The organism is Sungkyunkwania multivorans (assembly GCF_042675645.1).
Lineage (GTDB): Bacteria > Bacteroidota > Bacteroidia > Flavobacteriales > Flavobacteriaceae > Sungkyunkwania > Sungkyunkwania multivorans.
Genome location: NZ_JBHTJH010000017.1, coordinates 1,355,598 through 1,373,335, shown reverse-complemented (window position 1 = coordinate 1,373,335; position 17,738 = coordinate 1,355,598). Strand labels below are relative to the sequence as shown.

Annotated in this window: 16 protein-coding genes; all 16 read left to right on the top strand. The window is 37.2% G+C overall.

The features are described 5' to 3' along the window. The first annotated feature begins 134 nt into the window (after nucleotides 1-134). On the top strand, nucleotides 135-476 hold the full coding sequence (locus ACFQ1M_RS17655; RefSeq protein WP_386410840.1) for a hypothetical protein: 342 nt from the start codon (nucleotides 135-137) through the stop codon (nucleotides 474-476). 632 nt (nucleotides 477-1,108) lie between these two features. Next, nucleotides 1,109-2,170: a DUF6252 family protein gene (locus ACFQ1M_RS17650; RefSeq protein WP_386410837.1), complete on the top strand. Its 1,062-nt coding sequence runs from the start codon at nucleotides 1,109-1,111 to the stop codon at nucleotides 2,168-2,170. Nucleotides 2,171-2,639: 469 nt separating this feature from the next. Then, on the top strand, nucleotides 2,640-3,086 hold the full coding sequence (locus tag ACFQ1M_RS17645) for a hypothetical protein (RefSeq protein WP_386410834.1): 447 nt from the start codon (nucleotides 2,640-2,642) through the stop codon (nucleotides 3,084-3,086). Between the two features lie 184 nt (nucleotides 3,087-3,270). Continuing rightward, the gene (locus ACFQ1M_RS17640) at nucleotides 3,271-4,095 is read left to right on the top strand and encodes a formate/nitrite transporter family protein (protein WP_386410831.1); all 825 of its coding nucleotides are present in this window, start codon (nucleotides 3,271-3,273) and stop codon (nucleotides 4,093-4,095) included. 258 nt (nucleotides 4,096-4,353) lie between these two features. Beyond that, nucleotides 4,354-5,184: a helix-turn-helix domain-containing protein gene (locus ACFQ1M_RS17635; protein ID WP_386410828.1), complete on the top strand. Its 831-nt coding sequence runs from the start codon at nucleotides 4,354-4,356 to the stop codon at nucleotides 5,182-5,184. A gap of 69 nt (nucleotides 5,185-5,253) precedes the next feature. After that, entirely contained in the window at nucleotides 5,254-6,447 is a 1,194-nt protein-coding gene (locus tag ACFQ1M_RS17630) for a serine hydrolase domain-containing protein (protein ID WP_386410825.1), read from the top strand. Between the two features lie 157 nt (nucleotides 6,448-6,604). Further along, nucleotides 6,605-7,690: a ligand-binding sensor domain-containing protein gene (locus ACFQ1M_RS17625; RefSeq protein ID WP_386410822.1), complete on the top strand. Its 1,086-nt coding sequence runs from the start codon at nucleotides 6,605-6,607 to the stop codon at nucleotides 7,688-7,690. Nucleotides 7,691-7,943: 253 nt separating this feature from the next. Beyond that, nucleotides 7,944-8,771, top strand: a complete 828-nt coding sequence (locus ACFQ1M_RS17620) for a GH12 family glycosyl hydrolase domain-containing protein (RefSeq protein WP_386410818.1) — start codon at nucleotides 7,944-7,946, stop codon at nucleotides 8,769-8,771. A gap of 412 nt (nucleotides 8,772-9,183) precedes the next feature. After that, on the top strand, nucleotides 9,184-9,786 hold the full coding sequence (locus tag ACFQ1M_RS17615) for a YkgJ family cysteine cluster protein (RefSeq protein WP_386410815.1): 603 nt from the start codon (nucleotides 9,184-9,186) through the stop codon (nucleotides 9,784-9,786). A gap of 247 nt (nucleotides 9,787-10,033) precedes the next feature. Next, entirely contained in the window at nucleotides 10,034-10,810 is a 777-nt protein-coding gene (locus tag ACFQ1M_RS17610; RefSeq protein ID WP_386410812.1) for a hypothetical protein, read from the top strand. 181 nt (nucleotides 10,811-10,991) lie between these two features. Then, nucleotides 10,992-11,390 carry an NUDIX hydrolase gene (locus ACFQ1M_RS17605; RefSeq protein WP_386410809.1) on the top strand — a complete coding sequence of 133 codons (399 nt, stop codon included), beginning with the start codon at nucleotides 10,992-10,994 and terminating at the stop codon, nucleotides 11,388-11,390. A 360-nt stretch (nucleotides 11,391-11,750) separates the two neighbouring features. Continuing rightward, nucleotides 11,751-13,586 carry a phytoene desaturase family protein gene (locus tag ACFQ1M_RS17600; protein ID WP_386410806.1) on the top strand — a complete coding sequence of 612 codons (1,836 nt, stop codon included), beginning with the start codon at nucleotides 11,751-11,753 and terminating at the stop codon, nucleotides 13,584-13,586. 37 nt (nucleotides 13,587-13,623) lie between these two features. Then, complete coding sequence (locus ACFQ1M_RS17595; protein WP_386410804.1) at nucleotides 13,624-14,142, top strand: flavodoxin domain-containing protein; 519 nt, start codon at nucleotides 13,624-13,626, stop codon at nucleotides 14,140-14,142. Nucleotides 14,143-14,569: 427 nt separating this feature from the next. Continuing rightward, complete coding sequence (locus tag ACFQ1M_RS17590) at nucleotides 14,570-15,463, top strand: hypothetical protein (RefSeq protein WP_386410801.1); 894 nt, start codon at nucleotides 14,570-14,572, stop codon at nucleotides 15,461-15,463. Between the two features lie 291 nt (nucleotides 15,464-15,754). Next, nucleotides 15,755-16,408: a DUF6796 family protein gene (locus ACFQ1M_RS17585; protein ID WP_386410798.1), complete on the top strand. Its 654-nt coding sequence runs from the start codon at nucleotides 15,755-15,757 to the stop codon at nucleotides 16,406-16,408. 370 nt (nucleotides 16,409-16,778) lie between these two features. Beyond that, nucleotides 16,779-17,615, top strand: coding sequence for a LytR/AlgR family response regulator transcription factor (locus ACFQ1M_RS17580; RefSeq protein WP_386410796.1), 837 nt, complete (start codon nucleotides 16,779-16,781; stop codon nucleotides 17,613-17,615). The last annotated feature ends 123 nt before the right edge of the window (nucleotides 17,616-17,738 follow it).

Genomic DNA, 17,738 nt, shown 5'->3' with positions numbered 1-17,738 from the left:
AAATCAGATTACATTTATCTTTAGACTATAGAACACCAAATATGGTATATTTAAAAACAGCGTAAATCAATTTTAACCTGTAGCCATATTTCAGGACAAGACATATCCCAATCAACCGTAAACTGAACTAAAAAATGACTGAATTACAAACTATAAAGGAAAATTTTAAATCGGATTTAAAAAAATTACGGATTTTATTAATCATTCTGACTTTAATCCAAATCGGATATATGATTATAATCTTTGCGGACACAAAACTGTGGATTAAACTCGACTTTGATTATAAAGCAAACTGGCTGATTTGGACTCTGAATTTAATTGTTGCAGGAATTTTTATCTGGTTTAATTGGACAAAAATGCCGATTAAAAAAAAGACAAAAACAAACAATACGTTTATGATTTTGTTTTTAGGAATTATTGGAATGTGGTTATGGATTCCAAACAAACGTGAAATAAATAAACTGACTGAAAAATAAAAAATACTACACACAACACCGGCTATAGTTCATTGCTTCTGACTTTCCTCGCGGAAAGTCCTCGCATTTTTACTATCTTCGGTTTACGGCGGAAAATCCTCGCGGATTTTCACGCAACGAAACCATAGCCAAACCGTTGGCAGTAATATTTATGATAAACATTCCTTAATGAAGAAATGGTTGAACATACTAAATGTATTTCTTATTCTCTACTTATTGATATGCTTGACCTATACTTTATTGAAATGGGAAACTCTAAATAGGTTCGAAGGATGGGGAATGATGGCTATGCAGGTTTTGATAGCATTTGGAATATTTGGTTTCTTGATAGATTTTGTTCTAAGATGGACAATTAGAAACAAAAGAAGACAAAATATCATAGGATCTATAATTGTCTTGGCCTTTTCCACATTTTTAGTTTATTTATTCAATTTATAAATACATCTGCCAACAACGCCTCCTATGAAAAGCCCTAGTCCAGTTCTCTAAAGTTAATCAATATTTTCTTCTTTGCTCAGATCATCTTTTTTCTTTTGATATAACTTGCTCGGCATCCTATGTAAGCTTCCCCTGATTAGAGCTATGAAAATGATTATTATTACTATATTTAGAAGAGTAAACCACGATCTTAGATGCGCACATTCAACAATGCAATAGTATATCTTAGTTGTATTTTTATTGCTTTGATCTATGGCTGTGACTATGAATCTTATGATGGACCCTTAACACTTGATATTCAACTAACTTGTGCAGAGGCAAGTGATTTAGCAAATACAGCATTTGACAATTTTTCAAATTCAAATTCAAGTAATCTTGAAGAAAATTGTTTGGCATATAAAGCAGCTTTAGAGGAACAATTAGTAGCCTGTCCGGAGGCATTCGATCAAATTTCAGAACAGATAAACGATTTAAATAATTGTGAGTATGATTCTTTTTTTCAAGTTGATTTTGATAATGAAACTTTTCTTTCTATCGATGCAGAAGCACATATCGGTAATGGTCAACTCACAATTACGGGTAAGCGAGAGAATGAAGAATTTGTTATAATATTATACGAAACCACAGAAGGAACATATCAATTAGGCACAACAGATGCTGATGGAAATATGAATACAGCAAGTTACTTTCCTGATAGCGCTTCAAATGAAAGTTGGGTTTCTGTAAATGATGGTAATGAAATAATGGGAGAAATTACCGTTTCGGAAATAAACTACACTAACTTAAGCATTTCAGGTACATTTAATTTTACAGGTGTAAATAACAACGAAACGAAATCTTTTACAAATGGTGTTTTTATAAATATTCCTTTAACAAAAGATAATGAATTTTTTGCTTTGTTTGATGGTCAGGAGTATATTGATTCCTCTATTGCAGGCTTTCTTATTAATAATGAAACGACCGTTGTAATCATAATATTTAGTGAAATTGACAATACGAATATGGATTTTACTTTAGATGTAAATACAACACCTGGCACTTATAGTCTTAGGCTTATACCAGAATTGCCGAGAGCTGGTTTTACTGCTAATCGTGATTTTTATTATTATGCCGATGGAACGTTAACGATCACAGCGCATAATCCAGAGGCAAAATTTATTATGGGAACTTTTGAATTTATTGCAGAATTAGAGATTGCTACGCCACAATCGTATACCATAACTGAAGGTCATTTTTGTATTAATTATGGTCAATAACAATTACATTTTGAAGAACTTGGCTAAGGATCAAATATGTATAGTTTGCAGACTCATAAAAGAAATATTTAAGGTATTAGCATGAATTACCCAGAACGAAGAATGGTCATCTACACCGCATTTATGGTAATGATGTTGTAATGAAGATTTTAGGTGGAGATAAAGGCAGAGAACATTTGAAAAAGTAAAAACTACCACCAACAATGTATAACCGCAATTTACTAGCGTCCGTTCGCTTCGCTCGGGTCGGTGGATTCGACTACCCTTCGACTTGTTTCACAAGATACCTTCAATCAAAAGTATATTTTGATTTCGGTAGTGCTCAGGGCAGGCTCAAGCGAAACCACCCCGCCCTTACCGAACGGCACGTTCGGGCGCGGTCGGAAATGCTAAATTCAGCACCTAACAAAAACAATAACTTAAAACCCGTAAGGGACGATTATACGAGACCTTTGTGGTTAATTTAAGAATGAATAAACTTCAAATCAAAATACATAAAAGTACAGACGGTGAATTAAGTCGCTCAGTGGCAAAAATTTTGATTGACGGAATTGACTTAATCGAATTACTAAATGAATTCGAAAAACCTTTTGCAACAAAAGAAGGTAGTCCGAGCATTGCTGGACAATATGAAGGACTTAGTCCAACAACTCTACATAAAAATTTGCTTAACCTGACCGACAACTCTAATTCTAAAGACAATAAATCAGACATTCTCGACTGTGACTGTGGAGTTTGGGGGTGTTGGGCTTTTATGACTAAGATCGAGATTATTGATGAAAAAGTAATCTGGACAGACTTTGAGCAATTACACAGAGGAAAGGAAAGTCATACCCATTGGGATTACTCTCAATTTGGACCATTCGAATTTGATGAAACTGAATATAACCATGAATTAGAAAAAATAAAAAACTAACCACAACAATGGCTCCTATGAAAAGCCCTAGTCCAGTTCCTAAAAGTTAATCAATATTTGCCTTCTTATAGGTAACAATAAAACCAACTGATAAATCATCTCCTAAAAAAGGCGTACTTTTCATATATAATTCCATCGGCGTCCATATACGACAAAAAAATTCAAAATTGTAGCTTGGTATCTTATGGCAAAGCTTGAAAAAGAAATAGAAAAAGCACTCGACAATCCTCATCAGGAAAAAACAAGATCTGAAGAGGATATCTTAGTTGACCAACTTTCTGAAGGCATTGAGACCTATAGAGATAAAAAAACCAGTGTCTTCTTAAGTGCGCTTACAGCTGGATTAGAAATAGGATTTAGCTTTTTACTGCTAGGAATACTTCATAATATTCTGAAAGAAAGGGTTTCAAAAGATGTCATTTTCTACATTTTGGCTTTTGCCTACCCAATAGGATTTATCATAATAATATTGAGCAAGTCATTGTTATTTACCGAACAGACCTCATTATTAGCTTTACCAGTACTACACAAAAGACGTTCTATAGGAGAGCTCCTCAAACTGTGGGGCATCGTTATCTGTGGAAACTTGATCGGTGGATATATCTTTGCATTTGCAGGTGGTCATATAGGTTTGGCCTTAGAAATTATATCTGTAGATAGTATAGGTGAAATAGCTTATCATGTTACCAGACCCCATAATTTGATCATATTTGGAAGCTCCATTTTTGCTGGTTGGCTCATGGCGGTCCTATCGTGGTTGTTGAGTTCGACAAAAGAAACCATTAGTAGAATTGTAGTTATCTATATCATCACTTTTACTGTTGGATTTGCTGGTTTTCATCATAGCATCGTAGGAAATATCGAGGTTTTTGCAGGATTGATCTTTACAAGTGAGCTATCTGTAGCAGATTATCTTAGTTTTCAGGGTATTGCCCTATTAGGCAATGCAATTGGTGGTGTAGTTTTTGTTGCTGCGCTGAGGTATAGAACAATTGCCTCTAATTTTTAGACCTATTTGACATTGAAAAAATGTTGGACCTCATAAACATTCTGGATGGCTGTAAGCAACCAGTCCGACAGCGTCGTTCTGGCGTGTTGCCTGCTTGCCTTCCGACGGGCAGGTTTGGTTTCTATTTGCTAAATTAGTTTCTGAAACAAGCAACGATCCGCCCGTACCGAAGGATATGTTCGGGCGGGAATCATGCAGAGACACGTTGTAAACAATTTTCGATTCATCTCTAATTTTTCAATTACCTAAATGATCTCATTGACCAGATTACCACCACAAAATAAAATTTCATCGAAGTATATCGATGCATATTACTTTTTGAAATCTGATGAGGAGAAATTTGACGAAAGTTTTACGCATTATCCTCATTACAGAACCACCCTCAATATTTATAACAGATCTAAGGTAGAAATTTTCGAAAACAAGAGAATAATTAGCTTCGATTCCGAAAATGATGTCGTTACGGTATTCACTAATAATATCAGTACTGCAAAACAAGCGGTTCTAAGAGGACCTTTTGATATCATTGGGATTCTTTTTAAACCTCTAGGCATCAATCAGTTTACTAGAGACGATTTTTTATCCAAATTCGATCATCCCGTTGTTGTCTTCAACAATTTTTGGTCAGGTCATGTAAATGATCTTTCAAACGTTTTCAACGAAAATTCTAATGATAAAAAAGTTCTTCTTCTCGATGAACTCTTATTAAAACTTTATAACCCACTAAATGAAGAAAGGCTATCGAAAATTGTCCAAAAAATATTGGACTCCAAGGGTGCCATAAAAGTTAAAGAGCTAGAGGTGCTATTCACAGTGAATAGGCGTACATTACTTCGGTTATTCAAAACTTATTTGGGTTGTAGTATTTCTGAATTCAAACGAGTCACTAGATTTAGAAATACCATAGATAGTTATCAAAACAGTCCAACCAGAACATCATTCACCGAATTATGCTACGATAACAACTACTACGACCAGTCCGATTTTATCAATCATTTCAAATCCCTTTCTGGCGAAATACCCAAGGAAGTATTGCCAAAGATCACAAAAGTCGATCAAACAGATTTGTATTGGAAATTTAGAGTTTGAGTTGTAAAGGTGTCTCAAAAATCCAATTTCTAAACGATCTATGTCCATACTTTTATCAAAAGAAATGACATGAAACGATTATTTTATTCCGGGTTGATCGGTCTTTTTTTCATAGGCTTGGGACATGCCCAAAGTCAAGCAGATGCATTAACTACAAAACTTAATAAAATTCAGGACTTAGGATATCTTCCCGGTTTTGCTGTTGCAGTGGTAAGCGAAAAGGGGGTTCATTATCAAAATGGATTCGGATATAGCGATGTTGAAAACAAAAGACCTTTTACGGTAAATAGCCTTCAGAATATAGGGTCTATTTCAAAAACGTTGACGGGTATCGCCATAATGAAATTGATAGAGGAAGGAAAGTTAAGTCTGGAGACCCCTATTAATGATATCTTACCGCAAAAATTATACAACCCCTATTACCCGAAAATACCGATAACCATTAGACACCTTGTTACACATACGGCCTCCTTTAACGATCCCTTTGATTACGAAAGAACCTATCTTTTTTCAGAGAAAATAAACATCCCTAAAAAGCGATTACCAAAGGAATTGCGAAAATATGTAAAGCTATACAATACAAATACACCCATGTCGGTCGAACAGTTTATTGAGAGTATGATGCATCCCTTTGGAAAATATTATGCGAAAAAGAATTTTCTGAGAAAGCGACCCGGCACAACCTATAATTATAGCAATATGGGCGCTACCATCGCTGGCTATATCGTAGAATTGGTTTCTGGAAAGTCTTATCAGGACTATACTAGAGAACACGTTTTAAATCCGTTAAATATGACGCGATCTGGCTGGTCCCATGAAGAAATCGATATGTCCAATTTTGTTAGCTTATATCTAAGAAATGACGAAAAAATTCCTCCCTACTCGTTAATTTCCTATGCCGATGGAGGTCTTATAACCAGTGTTCATGATCTAAGTCTCTATTTTTCAGAAATGATCAAAGGCTATAAAAATGGAAACTCAAAAATACTAAGCGATAGTTCTTATAAAACCATGATGGATGCCCTATTCATTTCCGACGACAAGAAATCGGGCATCTTTTGGGCCATAAATGGTAAAGGGGAGTACGGGCATTCTGGCGGTGACCCTGGCATCATGGCGTATATGATGTTCGACCCAAAAACTGGCCTGGGCCGAATTGTTCTTACAAATAAATTTGACGACAAAGGTAACGGTATCAATCAGGTAGTTTACATTTGGAAAACACTTGAGGAATTTATGTCTGGATTAGCTGCCGGTTTGTAGAGAGACCTCAAAAAATAGCTAGCAAGAACATATAAAAAAGTGGTTTGATCATTTCAAGGCATGAAATTTAATAAATTGGAGGTCTGTTATCAACCGAAAAATTCGTGCGTGAAAATCCGCTACTTTTCATATACTAACCTTTGAAGGCCATATTAGAATGAAAATATTGTTGAAGCATATAAATGTGATTACCACCTTAACTCTGTCGCTTGTTTTGAATTCTTGTATTGGCCAAAAAAATGAGAATGAAGTACAAAATCCTATAAAGTCTGAAAAGAAACTAGAAGAGAGTAACATAAATGCTAAAAACAAGGAATACTCTTTGTTTTCGGATTTCGACGATCAGATAAGTCAAGTCGTAAGAACTATATTTCAAGATAGCAAAGGGATTTTATGGTTTGGAACTCAAAACGGAGCATTTAAACTTTATGGTGATTCATTGATCCATATTGACAGCATCATTAGTGAATCAGGAAAAGAGGTAACAATAAAGGACATCACAGAAGATAAAGATGGGAAAATTTGGGTCGGGCATGAAGGTGGTGTTAGCAGTATTGATGGAGAATTAGTGACAAATTATTATAAATCCGATGGCTTGATCAGCAATGATGTTTGGTCTGTTGCTGCTGATAAAAATGGCAAAATATGGATTGGAACTATTGAGGGTGTTTGTATTTATAACGGTCAAGAGTTCACAAATTTTAATCTCCCTGAAGGAAAAATAGACGCTACTTTAGGCATTTCAAGTACAAAAATGGTTCACAGTATATTCGAAGACAGTAAAGGCACATTATGGTTTAGTTCAAACGCCGGGCTTTTATCATACGCCAATAATTCTATTACAAATGTTTCTAAAGAAGCAGGAATTTTAACCAATTTTGTCAATGAAATATTCGAAGATAAAGACGGTGAATTCTGGGTTTCTACAAAAATGGGATTATATCATTTAATAGACAATAAAGCAAAAAATATTACGGAAGGGAAAATTGAAACCGGAAAAGGAATAGGGAGTATTGCTGAAGATAAAAGCGGTAAAATTTGGTTTGTATCTAATCAACATTACTTATTTACCTACAATGGAAAGGGCTTAATAGAAATTGAAGAATCCAAAGACAATAAGAGACCCGTAATCTTTCAAATATATAAGGACCTAGATAATAGACTTTGGTTTGTTGGTGCTGGAGGAGCTTTTAGATTGGAAAACGGAAAATTTATCAATATAACCAGGAATGGGCCTTGGTAAAATAATAACTCCCATCAACACCGTATAAAAACAATTACTTGTTCTCGCCTATCCTTCGACCGCGCTCAGGATAGGCTTTTAAAAATTGTTGGTGTCAGCTCGCTTGGCTCGCGTCTTGCGGATTTCTACATGCCTGTCAGAAGGCAGGTTCGGTTTGTATTTGCTAAATTGGGTGCTTTAAACATGCAACTAATCTTAAACAAACGACTTAGTTTGTATTACTCAAAACAAACAAAGCTGGAAAACTCGATACATGAAAAAAAACATTGTTTTGCTATTGACCTTAATTCTTATTTCATCTTGTAGAGACAGTTCTACAGCGATTAATGAAGAGATAAAATTGGTTTCGACCACTTTGGGTTGTGAAGACTATTTATCCATCACGCATGATCTAGGGGTTTTTTGCAACAATGTGTGGAACAAAGATGCTGCAAAGGACTATGATTGGAAGCAATGTCTTGAAAAAAAGATGATCAACGATACCATAAGATATGGTTGGTCTTGGCAATGGCCTTCAAAAAGCAATGTGATCTATGCCTATCCCCAAATTAAAATCGGCAGATCTCCTTGGGCGCCAACGCCCTTCTTTAATGACCGATTTCCTTTAAAAATAAATTCCATTCCAGAACTTAATTTATCCTATGATATAGAAACGGTAACAAATGGGCAACATAACTTAGCCACTACAATGTGGATTGTAAATTCTCCGCTAAAAATCGAAGAACCAGATCCATCCAGTATCGTTGCAGAATTCATGATTTGGACCTATGCCACTCAAAAACATTTTGATCCCGCTGGAAAAAAATATGGGGAGGTTAAAATTGATGATATGGAATGGGAAGTTTGGACCGATCAAAATTGGGGCGATCCATCTGGGTTGAATTCAAACAAATGGATAAATATTTCCTTTCGTTCAAAAACAGATCATTTAAAGGTAGCGCTTAACGTAAAAAAACTTATCGAATATGCAATAAATGAAAATATATTACCGTCCGATCTTTACATTGCCGATTTAGAACTTGGAAATGAAATAATGAGCGGATCTGGTTATACTTGGGTTAGGTCATTTAAAGTATGGTAGTTAAATATAAAAATAGTAATTAGTGATTCGACACGTTGGTTCAATTGTAAGAGTGAATTCATATTCTTATGGGTCGCAACAAAAGATAACAGAGAACTGACTTAAAAACAAGTGCTCTTAGTTCAGTTTCGACACATCATTCTCATCATAGGGCATTGTAGATTTTGCGATGGCAAATGCCTGTTTCAACGACTTGTTCGACCATGCTCAGGACAGGATGCTGAAAATTGTTGGCGCCAGCTCGCTTCGCTCGTGTCACTCGAAATAATTACCTTTAGACAACGGCGGAAAATAGCTCGAGTCTTCCCGTCAACTAGTCATTCAAAAATACACTGGCAATAAAACCATCTTTATTTCTTTCAAAAGAAATCCCTTTTCATAAACATTATAAGTCTACCTTCGTTAAAAAATAATGTCGATAGAACAAAAAGTTCAATTAGTGGAAAGCCTTTTTTCTCAATTAGAGCTAGAAGCCGCTCAGTTTGAGCAATCCTCAGGACTTAGTTGCGTCTCTGGTTGTGGAAAATGTTGTGCTCATCCAAATATAGAAGCTTCTCCTATCGAATTTTTACCATGGGCGTTTCACTTGTTTTTAAATGGAGAGGCAGAAAACACGATCATTCAGCTTAGTAAAACCCAAAGCTCAACTTGTTTAATTTACAAACCTTTATCTATTATTGATCAAGGTCGTTGTAGCCATTACAAATACCGTGGTCTAATTTGTAGACTGTTTGGATTTGCAGCCAACACTGACAAATATGGAAATTTAAGATTGGCTACTTGTAAAATCATTAAAGATGGTCAAGGCGACAACTATAATTCAACCGCCGAGGCAATAACTAAAGGACTATATGTTCCTATATTCACAGAATATTATATGAAATTAAATCAAATAGACTTCAATTTAGGAAATATGATTTTGCCGATAAATAGAGCCCTTAAAATGGCTTTAGAAGAAGTTTTACATTATTATGCATACCGATCTTTTCTTCATTTAGGAAAAAAATGCGGTTAACGTATAAAAAACTATTCCTCCTAAAGAACTGAGCTAAAAAACAACTGCTTTTTCGACTAATTCCAAGAGGAAGATTCCAATAAATCAATATATTTAATCCAACAAAACAAAATCCAAACTTGGCATTCGTCTATTGCGGCTAATAGGCTCATGCTTAATGCCTTCCCTAAGGTCTTGGGGTCGTCGGAGGCAAGGCCGGCCTGCCTGCCAGTAGGCAGCAATCATAGCCGAAACCCTTTTACACAATTTGAAACAGATATTCTACATAATAATCTCAATATTTGCCATCCAACTACAAGCGCAAACAGACAGCTCCGAATATATTGGAACGTACGGTGACTGGATGCTTAATGGAAAAGCATTGACAACCGAATTGGAATTAAAGAAGGATGGAACTTTTGAACTGCGTAGCGTTGACAATATTTATCCACGAACCTTCAAAGACTTTACGAATAAAGGAACTTGGATCGCGAAAGATGATGAAGTAATATTGAACCCAACCCTCAAAAAACGAAAACCGCTTGTAAAAATAACCGAGAAAAAGATTGGCCTCAACGATTCAATTGAAGTAAAAGTCAACCATTACAATGAATACTATGAAAATGGAAAGTTGATTGAGAAAAAGAAGACAGCATTTGAGATCTTAACAGTGTACTTCAACAAAAAAAGAAAATACAAACATCTCACAAGAGAATGGTATGACACCGGAAGTTGTGCCTGGGCGCCAATAATTAGAAATCGCATAAATTTAGATTCGACCAATACTTTTAGGATCGCTAAAAGAGATATCGAGAACATCGGCGTTTACACCTACGGTTTCACTGATTTTATAGAAATACCAACTGAGGATAAAAATTCTGATCATTATGAAATTGAAGTAACTGTTCCTCTAGACAGGGAAAGAATGCCGAGAAGCAAAAAAGTGATCATTAAAGGCAGAAGAGCCTACTTTTATGAGAGCAAAGGAAAAGTAAAAAAATCATTGAATCCGTTATATAAAAAACTGGATAAAGGTCCTAAATAGCTCATTGCGTGCCTGTCATACATACGATGAATTCCTGACCCGAACTCCTTGGAAATTGCTATCTTCATGACTCGCCTACAAATTTCCTACACCATTGCTTCAACTCGTCTCCCAACATCTCACGACATCGCAGCATCCTGTAACAAACCATGCACAAGACCAAAGACAAAATACTGCAAAAATGAACGAAGTAGACAAAATAGCGTTTATCGAAACAAGAAACGGACAAATTCTAAGCACGAAATCCAAGGGGAAAACGAAATTCTATATTCCAGGAGGAAAGAGAGAACTCGGAGAAACAGATGAACAGACCTTGATCAGAGAAATTGCAGAGGAATTGAATATTACAATTGATAAACAAACGATTCACTATGTTGGGACTTTCAAAGCGCAATCGGACGGAGCTAAAGAGGGAATTATAGTTAAAATGACGTGCTATAGAGCCAAATATGACGGAACAATGAAACCGACCAGTGAAATTGAAGAAATTAAGTGGCTAAATTACAGTGATTTGGAAATCATATCAGAGGTGGACAAAAAAATATTCAGATTCCTTAAAGAAAATGGAGATTTGGAATGAAAAACTTCAAAAATAACGATGGCTCCTTGTTGCTAAACGACTCGCACATAAATTGTAATAGTTGATCGGCCGACTCGCGGGCGGACAATCCCTCCAGAACTTCTCCAAACAGTATCATCGCTAAAACCGTAGATAACGATAAGCTCCCAATTAATGTGTATCCTCAAAAGTGCACGTCCGCATATTGGTGCTTCCCCTTCATGACTAGCAATGCCTTGCTGAAATCCCTTTCCCCGCCTTGCATTCTAACCTTCACTAGTAAGGCCTACATCATGATAATTATCATTATTAAACAGGCTACAAATTCATACTTTTAGCATCCTATTTCCTTTATGATCAACCATATAAAATCCTTCAACCATGAAATACAATACCATTGTCATTGGAGGAGGTCTAGCGGGGCTAACCGCTGGAGCAACCCTTTCAAAATTCGGAAAAAAAGTACTGCTGTTAGAGCAACACCATAAACCAGGTGGCTGTGCCACTACCTTTAAGCGCGGAGATTTCATTGTAGAAGTCGGCTTACATGAAATGAGCGGCCTCACTGAAAATGGCTCAATTACCCGTATTTTCAAAATGTTAGAGGTGGACAAAAATGTTCAATTCGAAAAAGTGCCGGAGTTTTACGGAGTGGTTTCTGATAAAGAAGATTTTGTGTTGCCACATGGCTATGATGCCGCTACCAAGGCATTGATAGACAAGTATCCCGAAGACGAAAAAGGGATCAATCGTTTTATGAAGCTCATTGCAGGAGTACGAGCCGAAGCAACCAACCAGCCACGCTCGCCTTTAAAACGAAAACTGATGTATCCATTGATGCCGTTACTTTATCCTAACCTCGTAGCAGCAACAAAACATACGGTTGGGTCTTGGTTAGATCAATACATTACCAATGAAAAAGCAAAATTGGATCTCATAGCCCATCTTGTTTATTGGGGAGATGACCCTTATACCTTATCCATGTTTTACTTTGGTATACCATTTTCAGGCTTTATTGAGAACGGTGGCCACTTTATAAAAGGCGGATCACAACAGCTTTCCAATTATCTTGCTTCCTATATAGAAAAAAATGGTGGCAGTGTTCTGTTGGGTAAAAAGGCTGAAAAAATCCTTACCAATAACGGCAAAGCAACTGGAGTTACATTCCGTGATAGTTTTAATGAGAATGCAAAGCCAACCACCATTTTATGTGATAATGTAATAGCCAATTGTGCCATTCCTTTAGTACCATCGCTGCTGGACGAGCCTTATTCGAACCAGCTACGAGAAAAGATCAGTTCAAAGACCAATTCATGTTCACTGTTATGCGTATATCTTGGTTTTAATACAGATGTTAAAAAGTTTGGTGTAAAATACTATTCAAATGTTTTTGAAGGAGAGGGTGTAACTTCCTTACGGGATATAAAAAATAACCATCATGGCGATTGGTCTAAACGCAGATTCATTTTTGTAGACTATAACAAGGTAGATGCCGGACTGGCGCCGCCACACAAATCTGAGGGTGTAATTTGTGCTGTGGATTATATTGAAGATTGGGAACACTTGAACAAGGAAGACTACGACGCAAAAAAAGAAGAAGTAGCACAAGTGTTACTGCAACGATTAGAAAAGCAATATCCAGGTATTCGAAAAAGTATCGAATACTACGAGGTATCCACCTCCAAGACCATTGAACGCTATACCTCCAACCCAAGCGGTTCGGTTTATGGTTACGCCCAAACCCAAGATCAAATAGCGAATAAACGATTTAGAAACAATTTCTTGATCCCTAACCTATACTTTGCATCGGCCTGGGCTTTCCCAGGAGGTGGTTTCGAAGGTTCAATTCAGGGAGGTTTCTTGGCTGCATTGCAAATGAATCAGGATAAAATTTGGTCAGAATGTGATGATAAGAAGTATGTTGATGATAGGGTGGTTCAGCTTATAGGAAGTAAAGCTATAGATGGTAAAACACTAGAATTGTCCTTTACGAAACCAGCCGGTCTAGAAGATCTCGGCGGTGAGTATGCCATCCTTGAACTCATCAACCCGAAAGAATCAACGCTAGATCTACCTTATCGCTGGCTTCCGGTAGATGCCGATGGGGCGGACAAAAACTTGAAGTTTCAAATAAAAACGGATAACAGCAGCTTCTCTAAAAGCTGTGAACTACTGGATCATGGAGACAAAGCGATCGTATTTGGACCGATGAGCTAATTTGAATTTTCGCTACGAACAACAAAAGCAATACGCAATGAACGGGGCAATTTTTTTCTCTGGCAAGTACGGAAGCACAGAACAATATGCCAAATGGATCAGCGAAGCTACGGGCTTACCCGTATTTGATATCAAAGACCCCATGGCCGACCCTTCAAAGTATGAATATGTGATATTAGGCAGTTCCATCCTCTACTTCAAGTTGACCATCCGAAAGTGGATAAGGGCCAATTTGTCAAAGCTTCAAGGCAGGACAAAGATATTGTTCTCCGTCTCTGGTGCGGGAGAAAGCGATAAACTCAACAGATGGGTCGCTGATTCCCTCCCTTCTGAGTTTGCCTCAAAAATTGAGCATGTAGCCCTGCGCGGCAAGCTAGACCATTCAAAAGTGAGTTGGTGGGTTCGACAGATATTGTGGATGGGCTCGTTGATGAATCCCGATCCCCAAGCTAGCAAAGATGAGCGCCATGGATTTGATCATGTCGATAAGAATAGTATTCAACCGATCATTAAACTGGTCAAACAATTCAATGATACAGAAGTACCAGCTTCGTAATGACCAAGCTTACCTTAGGCTATTTTTGGCCTAGAGAATCCAAGAGATCTCCCTTCACTTGGCTTCGGCGCCACCTTCGGGCAAAGGATATTTTCACGTTGGTAGTGTTTAGATTGGACTCATACAAATCCTTAGTTTTGAGTTGACAGGTAGCGCTTATATTCCCTTCTTAGATCGAACTCTTTAGGTGTGGCTCGTTTATATTTATTAAATTGTCTGATACATAAAAATGGGCCAAAATGATAGTAGAGATCACTACAGGCCTTCAAGACGTACATCCAATATGAAATTAAGAATATTGTTGCTGCTTTTTACCGTTTTAATAGGGTCGTGCCAAGATACAGAAGGAGACTATGTTTGTCCACCTTGTGGTCTGAATTGTGACAGTTTGACCTTTTCAAAAGCGGGAAACTGCTCAAATTGCAACATGGAACTCGTACTGAAAACCGAATTGGAAGCCCGTCTGAGTTTGGTGGTGAATGATATCGACATCAAAGAAGGTTCGGGTGCGTTTTTGATTGAGGGTGGTGATTACAAAGGCAAAACCATTTTGATCCACTACCACAGACCAAAAAACTTCAGGAAGGATTCGAAGGTGATTTTTGTTATCCCCGGAGCTGGAAGAAATGGAAAAGATTATCGCGATGCCTGGAAGGAAGCTTCAGAAAAATACGGCTTGTTGGTCCTCTCTCCTGAATATCAAGAAAGATATTATCCAGAATTTTGGAGCTACAATCTAGCACAGATGATCTACGATGTGGATGTGAGCAACGAAACATTCAAGATAAACCAAGATCCTGAAAAATGGATATTTGAGGATTTTGATCGAACGTTCGAGCTGGTCAAGACAAAACTGAATTTGACCTGCGAACATTACGACATGTTCGGACATTCGGCTGGTGGACAGATCTTACATAGGCTTGCTATTTTTAAACCAGAAAATAAAGCTGATAGAATTCTGGCTTCAAACGCTGGTTGGTATACTATTCCAACAACTAAGGATATATTTCCATATGGGCTTCGTAACATTAGAGAATCGGCCAACAGACTCGACTTTAGCAAAGAGCTTGTGCTGTTTCTAGGCGAAAAGGATGATGCGAATGAAACAAGGGGAGACCTAAGGCGCTCGCCAGAAGTAGACCGTCAAGGAATACATCGATTGGAAAGAGGGATCTATTTCTATAATGAATCGAAAAAAATAGCCCACGAATCAGATTTGGAATTCAATTGGAAACTAGAGATAGTACCTAACATAGGACACGATTATAAAGAAATGAGTAAAATGGCGAGTGAATATCTTTATGGTTCAAAAGAAAATTAACTGTCCCAGAATAGGAAATCTATATATTACTTGAGCATCTCTAGACCCTAACATCTACTAAGGAACCAAATTAAAATTTAGCACCTCACCTTACAAATGATGAATTTACTATAAATGGCTATCTTTAATCTAAGTAAAATTTGGTCTTCAGCCATCTAGACATTAGTAGATATAGCGCGTGTTGATCGATCCCATGACCAAGGTCGGGCAAATCATGATACGAATGATTCTAAAAGAAAAAATGGACCTTAAACAAAAAATCAGCTAAAAACCAAACCAACAATAAGCACTATGACTAAACATTGGATAAGATCATCGGGGATCTTTGGGGTCTTAGGAGGAATAATATTATTCGCGGGAGACATGTTGTTCTATTACGATGCCGAAAGCACAAATTTTCTAAAAAATATGGCATACGCCGCCGACAACCGAATAGCGCTGAGCGGTGTATCTGCCCTGATCGCCGCATGGTTCTACATTCTTGGGCTAGGACAGGTATACTACGCCTTTAAACCTTCAAAGCCATTATTAAGAAATATGATGTTGGTAAGTCTTGGTGGCATCCTTATCGCCTATGGCGTTATACACGGTGCCTTTGTTGCAATTGCTACTAGCGCAAAGTTGGCTATTGAAAATGGTCTCGACCTAAAAGAAAGCGTACGATTGGCAAGTGACATTAATGATATTTTACGACTATTCGTATATCCTCTTTTTGCAATATGCTCTCTCATCTTCATCTTTCAAGTATGGAAAAAGAAAACGTTCTATCCTCGTTGGATGATATTGTTTTTTCCATTGATCCCTTTCTTAATAAAAGACGTATTAGGGGAATTGCTTAGTGGAAAGTGGTGGACGATCATCATGGGAGGCTACCTTAATTTAATTCTTATCGTATTTTTCACCGCATCAACCATTGCGCTATGGAATGTTAAAAAAACCCGATAGACGAACTCAATATTAAATCGGGATCAATTCTACCAATTTTAATATGTTCCTAGCAAGTCCAAATTAAGTAATGGCCAATTAGTATTTAATTCTTCCTCAACGAGGCGCCTCTCACCATTGCTCAAGCTTCATGGCTTGCCATAAAAGACCTCAAAGGGGCGGAGGACGGATGGCAGCAAGAGTAGGTGGACCTTCAAAAAAGTTCAAATTGCAAAAATATGGTCACTATACGACAAACTTTTAGAAGTGATGTCCTATGACCCACACAAATACTCAAAAATGTAGACCATCGAAAATTAGTAACTTTAAATTTATAACGAAGATCATAAAATGAATATCGCCTCTACCAAAGAAGCTATATTTGAACAGAATGGGCATCGAAAAAATCAATTTTAAAAGAGCATTTAGATTTTTACCTCAAATGCTGCTTGTGGGCGTTGGGATAGGGACCGCAAACTATAGCATACATAGCGATCTTAATTGGATTCAATGGACCATGCTATCGATATCAACAAGTTTGATCATCGGGTATTCGCTGGTTACCATTGGGCTTAACAGATCTTGGTTGGAGCTGCATCTAAAATCGAGATGGTTGCGGTATGGCACTATTGCGATTTTATGTTTTTTGATGGCGGGGATTGCTACAGAAGTGGACCAAATGTTACGATCATTGGTATTTGAAAACCGGCAATTCAAACCGTTATCAGCGCGTAAAATGTATCTCTTCAATGGGATCATTTCGTTGGTGCTAGGCATTAGTTTTTATCAATATAACTTTAACAGAAGTGACAATGTCAAATCTGGTGAGCAACAGAAGGAACCTGTTCCTTTAAAAAAAAACACGCTTCAACCTAGCGACCCTACCGAGATCATTACCAGCGTTCCAGTAAAACAAGGTGATAACATTTTGTTGATCCCCCTTCAAGATATCGTCTATTTTGAAGCTTTCGACAACTATTCTTTCGCCTATACCGTGATGGGTGAGAAAAAGCTCTGTGACTACTCGCTTCTATTTCTTGCAAAACGTTTGAACGATAAATTCTCTAGGGTACATCGAAAGTATATTGTAAACAAGGAACATATCAAACTGATCAAACCGCACTTAAACGGACGATACATCATTCAATTTGACAAAAGCAACATAGCTTCCATCACCTCCAGCAAGAGCTACTCAACAACGATTCGAAATCTGATCAAGATCAACTGACGAGAAGCGATAAAGACAGCTGGGCATTCCACTTTTTATCTTGTGACCGATCCATTCACCGTTTATGCGATGTCATTCACTGTATATTTTGACCGTTCGCACTATTTCCCTTTTATAATCAAT

Excerpts from the sequence above, each read along its gene's own strand:
- ACFQ1M_RS17585 (WP_386410798.1), top strand. The coding sequence starts at position 15,755 with ATGACTAAACATTGGATAAGATCATCGGGGATCTTTGGGGTCTTAGGA.
- ACFQ1M_RS17655 (WP_386410840.1), top strand. The coding sequence starts at position 135 with ATGACTGAATTACAAACTATAAAGGAAAATTTTAAATCGGATTTAAAA.
- ACFQ1M_RS17615 (WP_386410815.1), top strand. The coding sequence starts at position 9,184 with ATGTCGATAGAACAAAAAGTTCAATTAGTGGAAAGCCTTTTTTCTCAA.
- ACFQ1M_RS17595 (WP_386410804.1), top strand. The coding sequence starts at position 13,624 with ATGAACGGGGCAATTTTTTTCTCTGGCAAGTACGGAAGCACAGAACAA.
- ACFQ1M_RS17640 (WP_386410831.1), top strand. The coding sequence starts at position 3,271 with ATGGCAAAGCTTGAAAAAGAAATAGAAAAAGCACTCGACAATCCTCAT.
- ACFQ1M_RS17620 (WP_386410818.1), top strand. The coding sequence starts at position 7,944 with ATGAAAAAAAACATTGTTTTGCTATTGACCTTAATTCTTATTTCATCT.
- ACFQ1M_RS17580 (WP_386410796.1), top strand. The coding sequence starts at position 16,779 with ATGGGCATCGAAAAAATCAATTTTAAAAGAGCATTTAGATTTTTACCT.
- ACFQ1M_RS17650 (WP_386410837.1), top strand. The coding sequence starts at position 1,109 with ATGCGCACATTCAACAATGCAATAGTATATCTTAGTTGTATTTTTATT.
- ACFQ1M_RS17605 (WP_386410809.1), top strand. The coding sequence starts at position 10,992 with ATGAACGAAGTAGACAAAATAGCGTTTATCGAAACAAGAAACGGACAA.
- ACFQ1M_RS17625 (WP_386410822.1), top strand. The coding sequence starts at position 6,605 with ATGAAAATATTGTTGAAGCATATAAATGTGATTACCACCTTAACTCTG.
- ACFQ1M_RS17630 (WP_386410825.1), top strand. The coding sequence starts at position 5,254 with ATGAAACGATTATTTTATTCCGGGTTGATCGGTCTTTTTTTCATAGGC.
- ACFQ1M_RS17590 (WP_386410801.1), top strand. The coding sequence starts at position 14,570 with ATGGAACTCGTACTGAAAACCGAATTGGAAGCCCGTCTGAGTTTGGTG.
- ACFQ1M_RS17645 (WP_386410834.1), top strand. The coding sequence starts at position 2,640 with ATGAATAAACTTCAAATCAAAATACATAAAAGTACAGACGGTGAATTA.
- ACFQ1M_RS17600 (WP_386410806.1), top strand. The coding sequence starts at position 11,751 with ATGAAATACAATACCATTGTCATTGGAGGAGGTCTAGCGGGGCTAACC.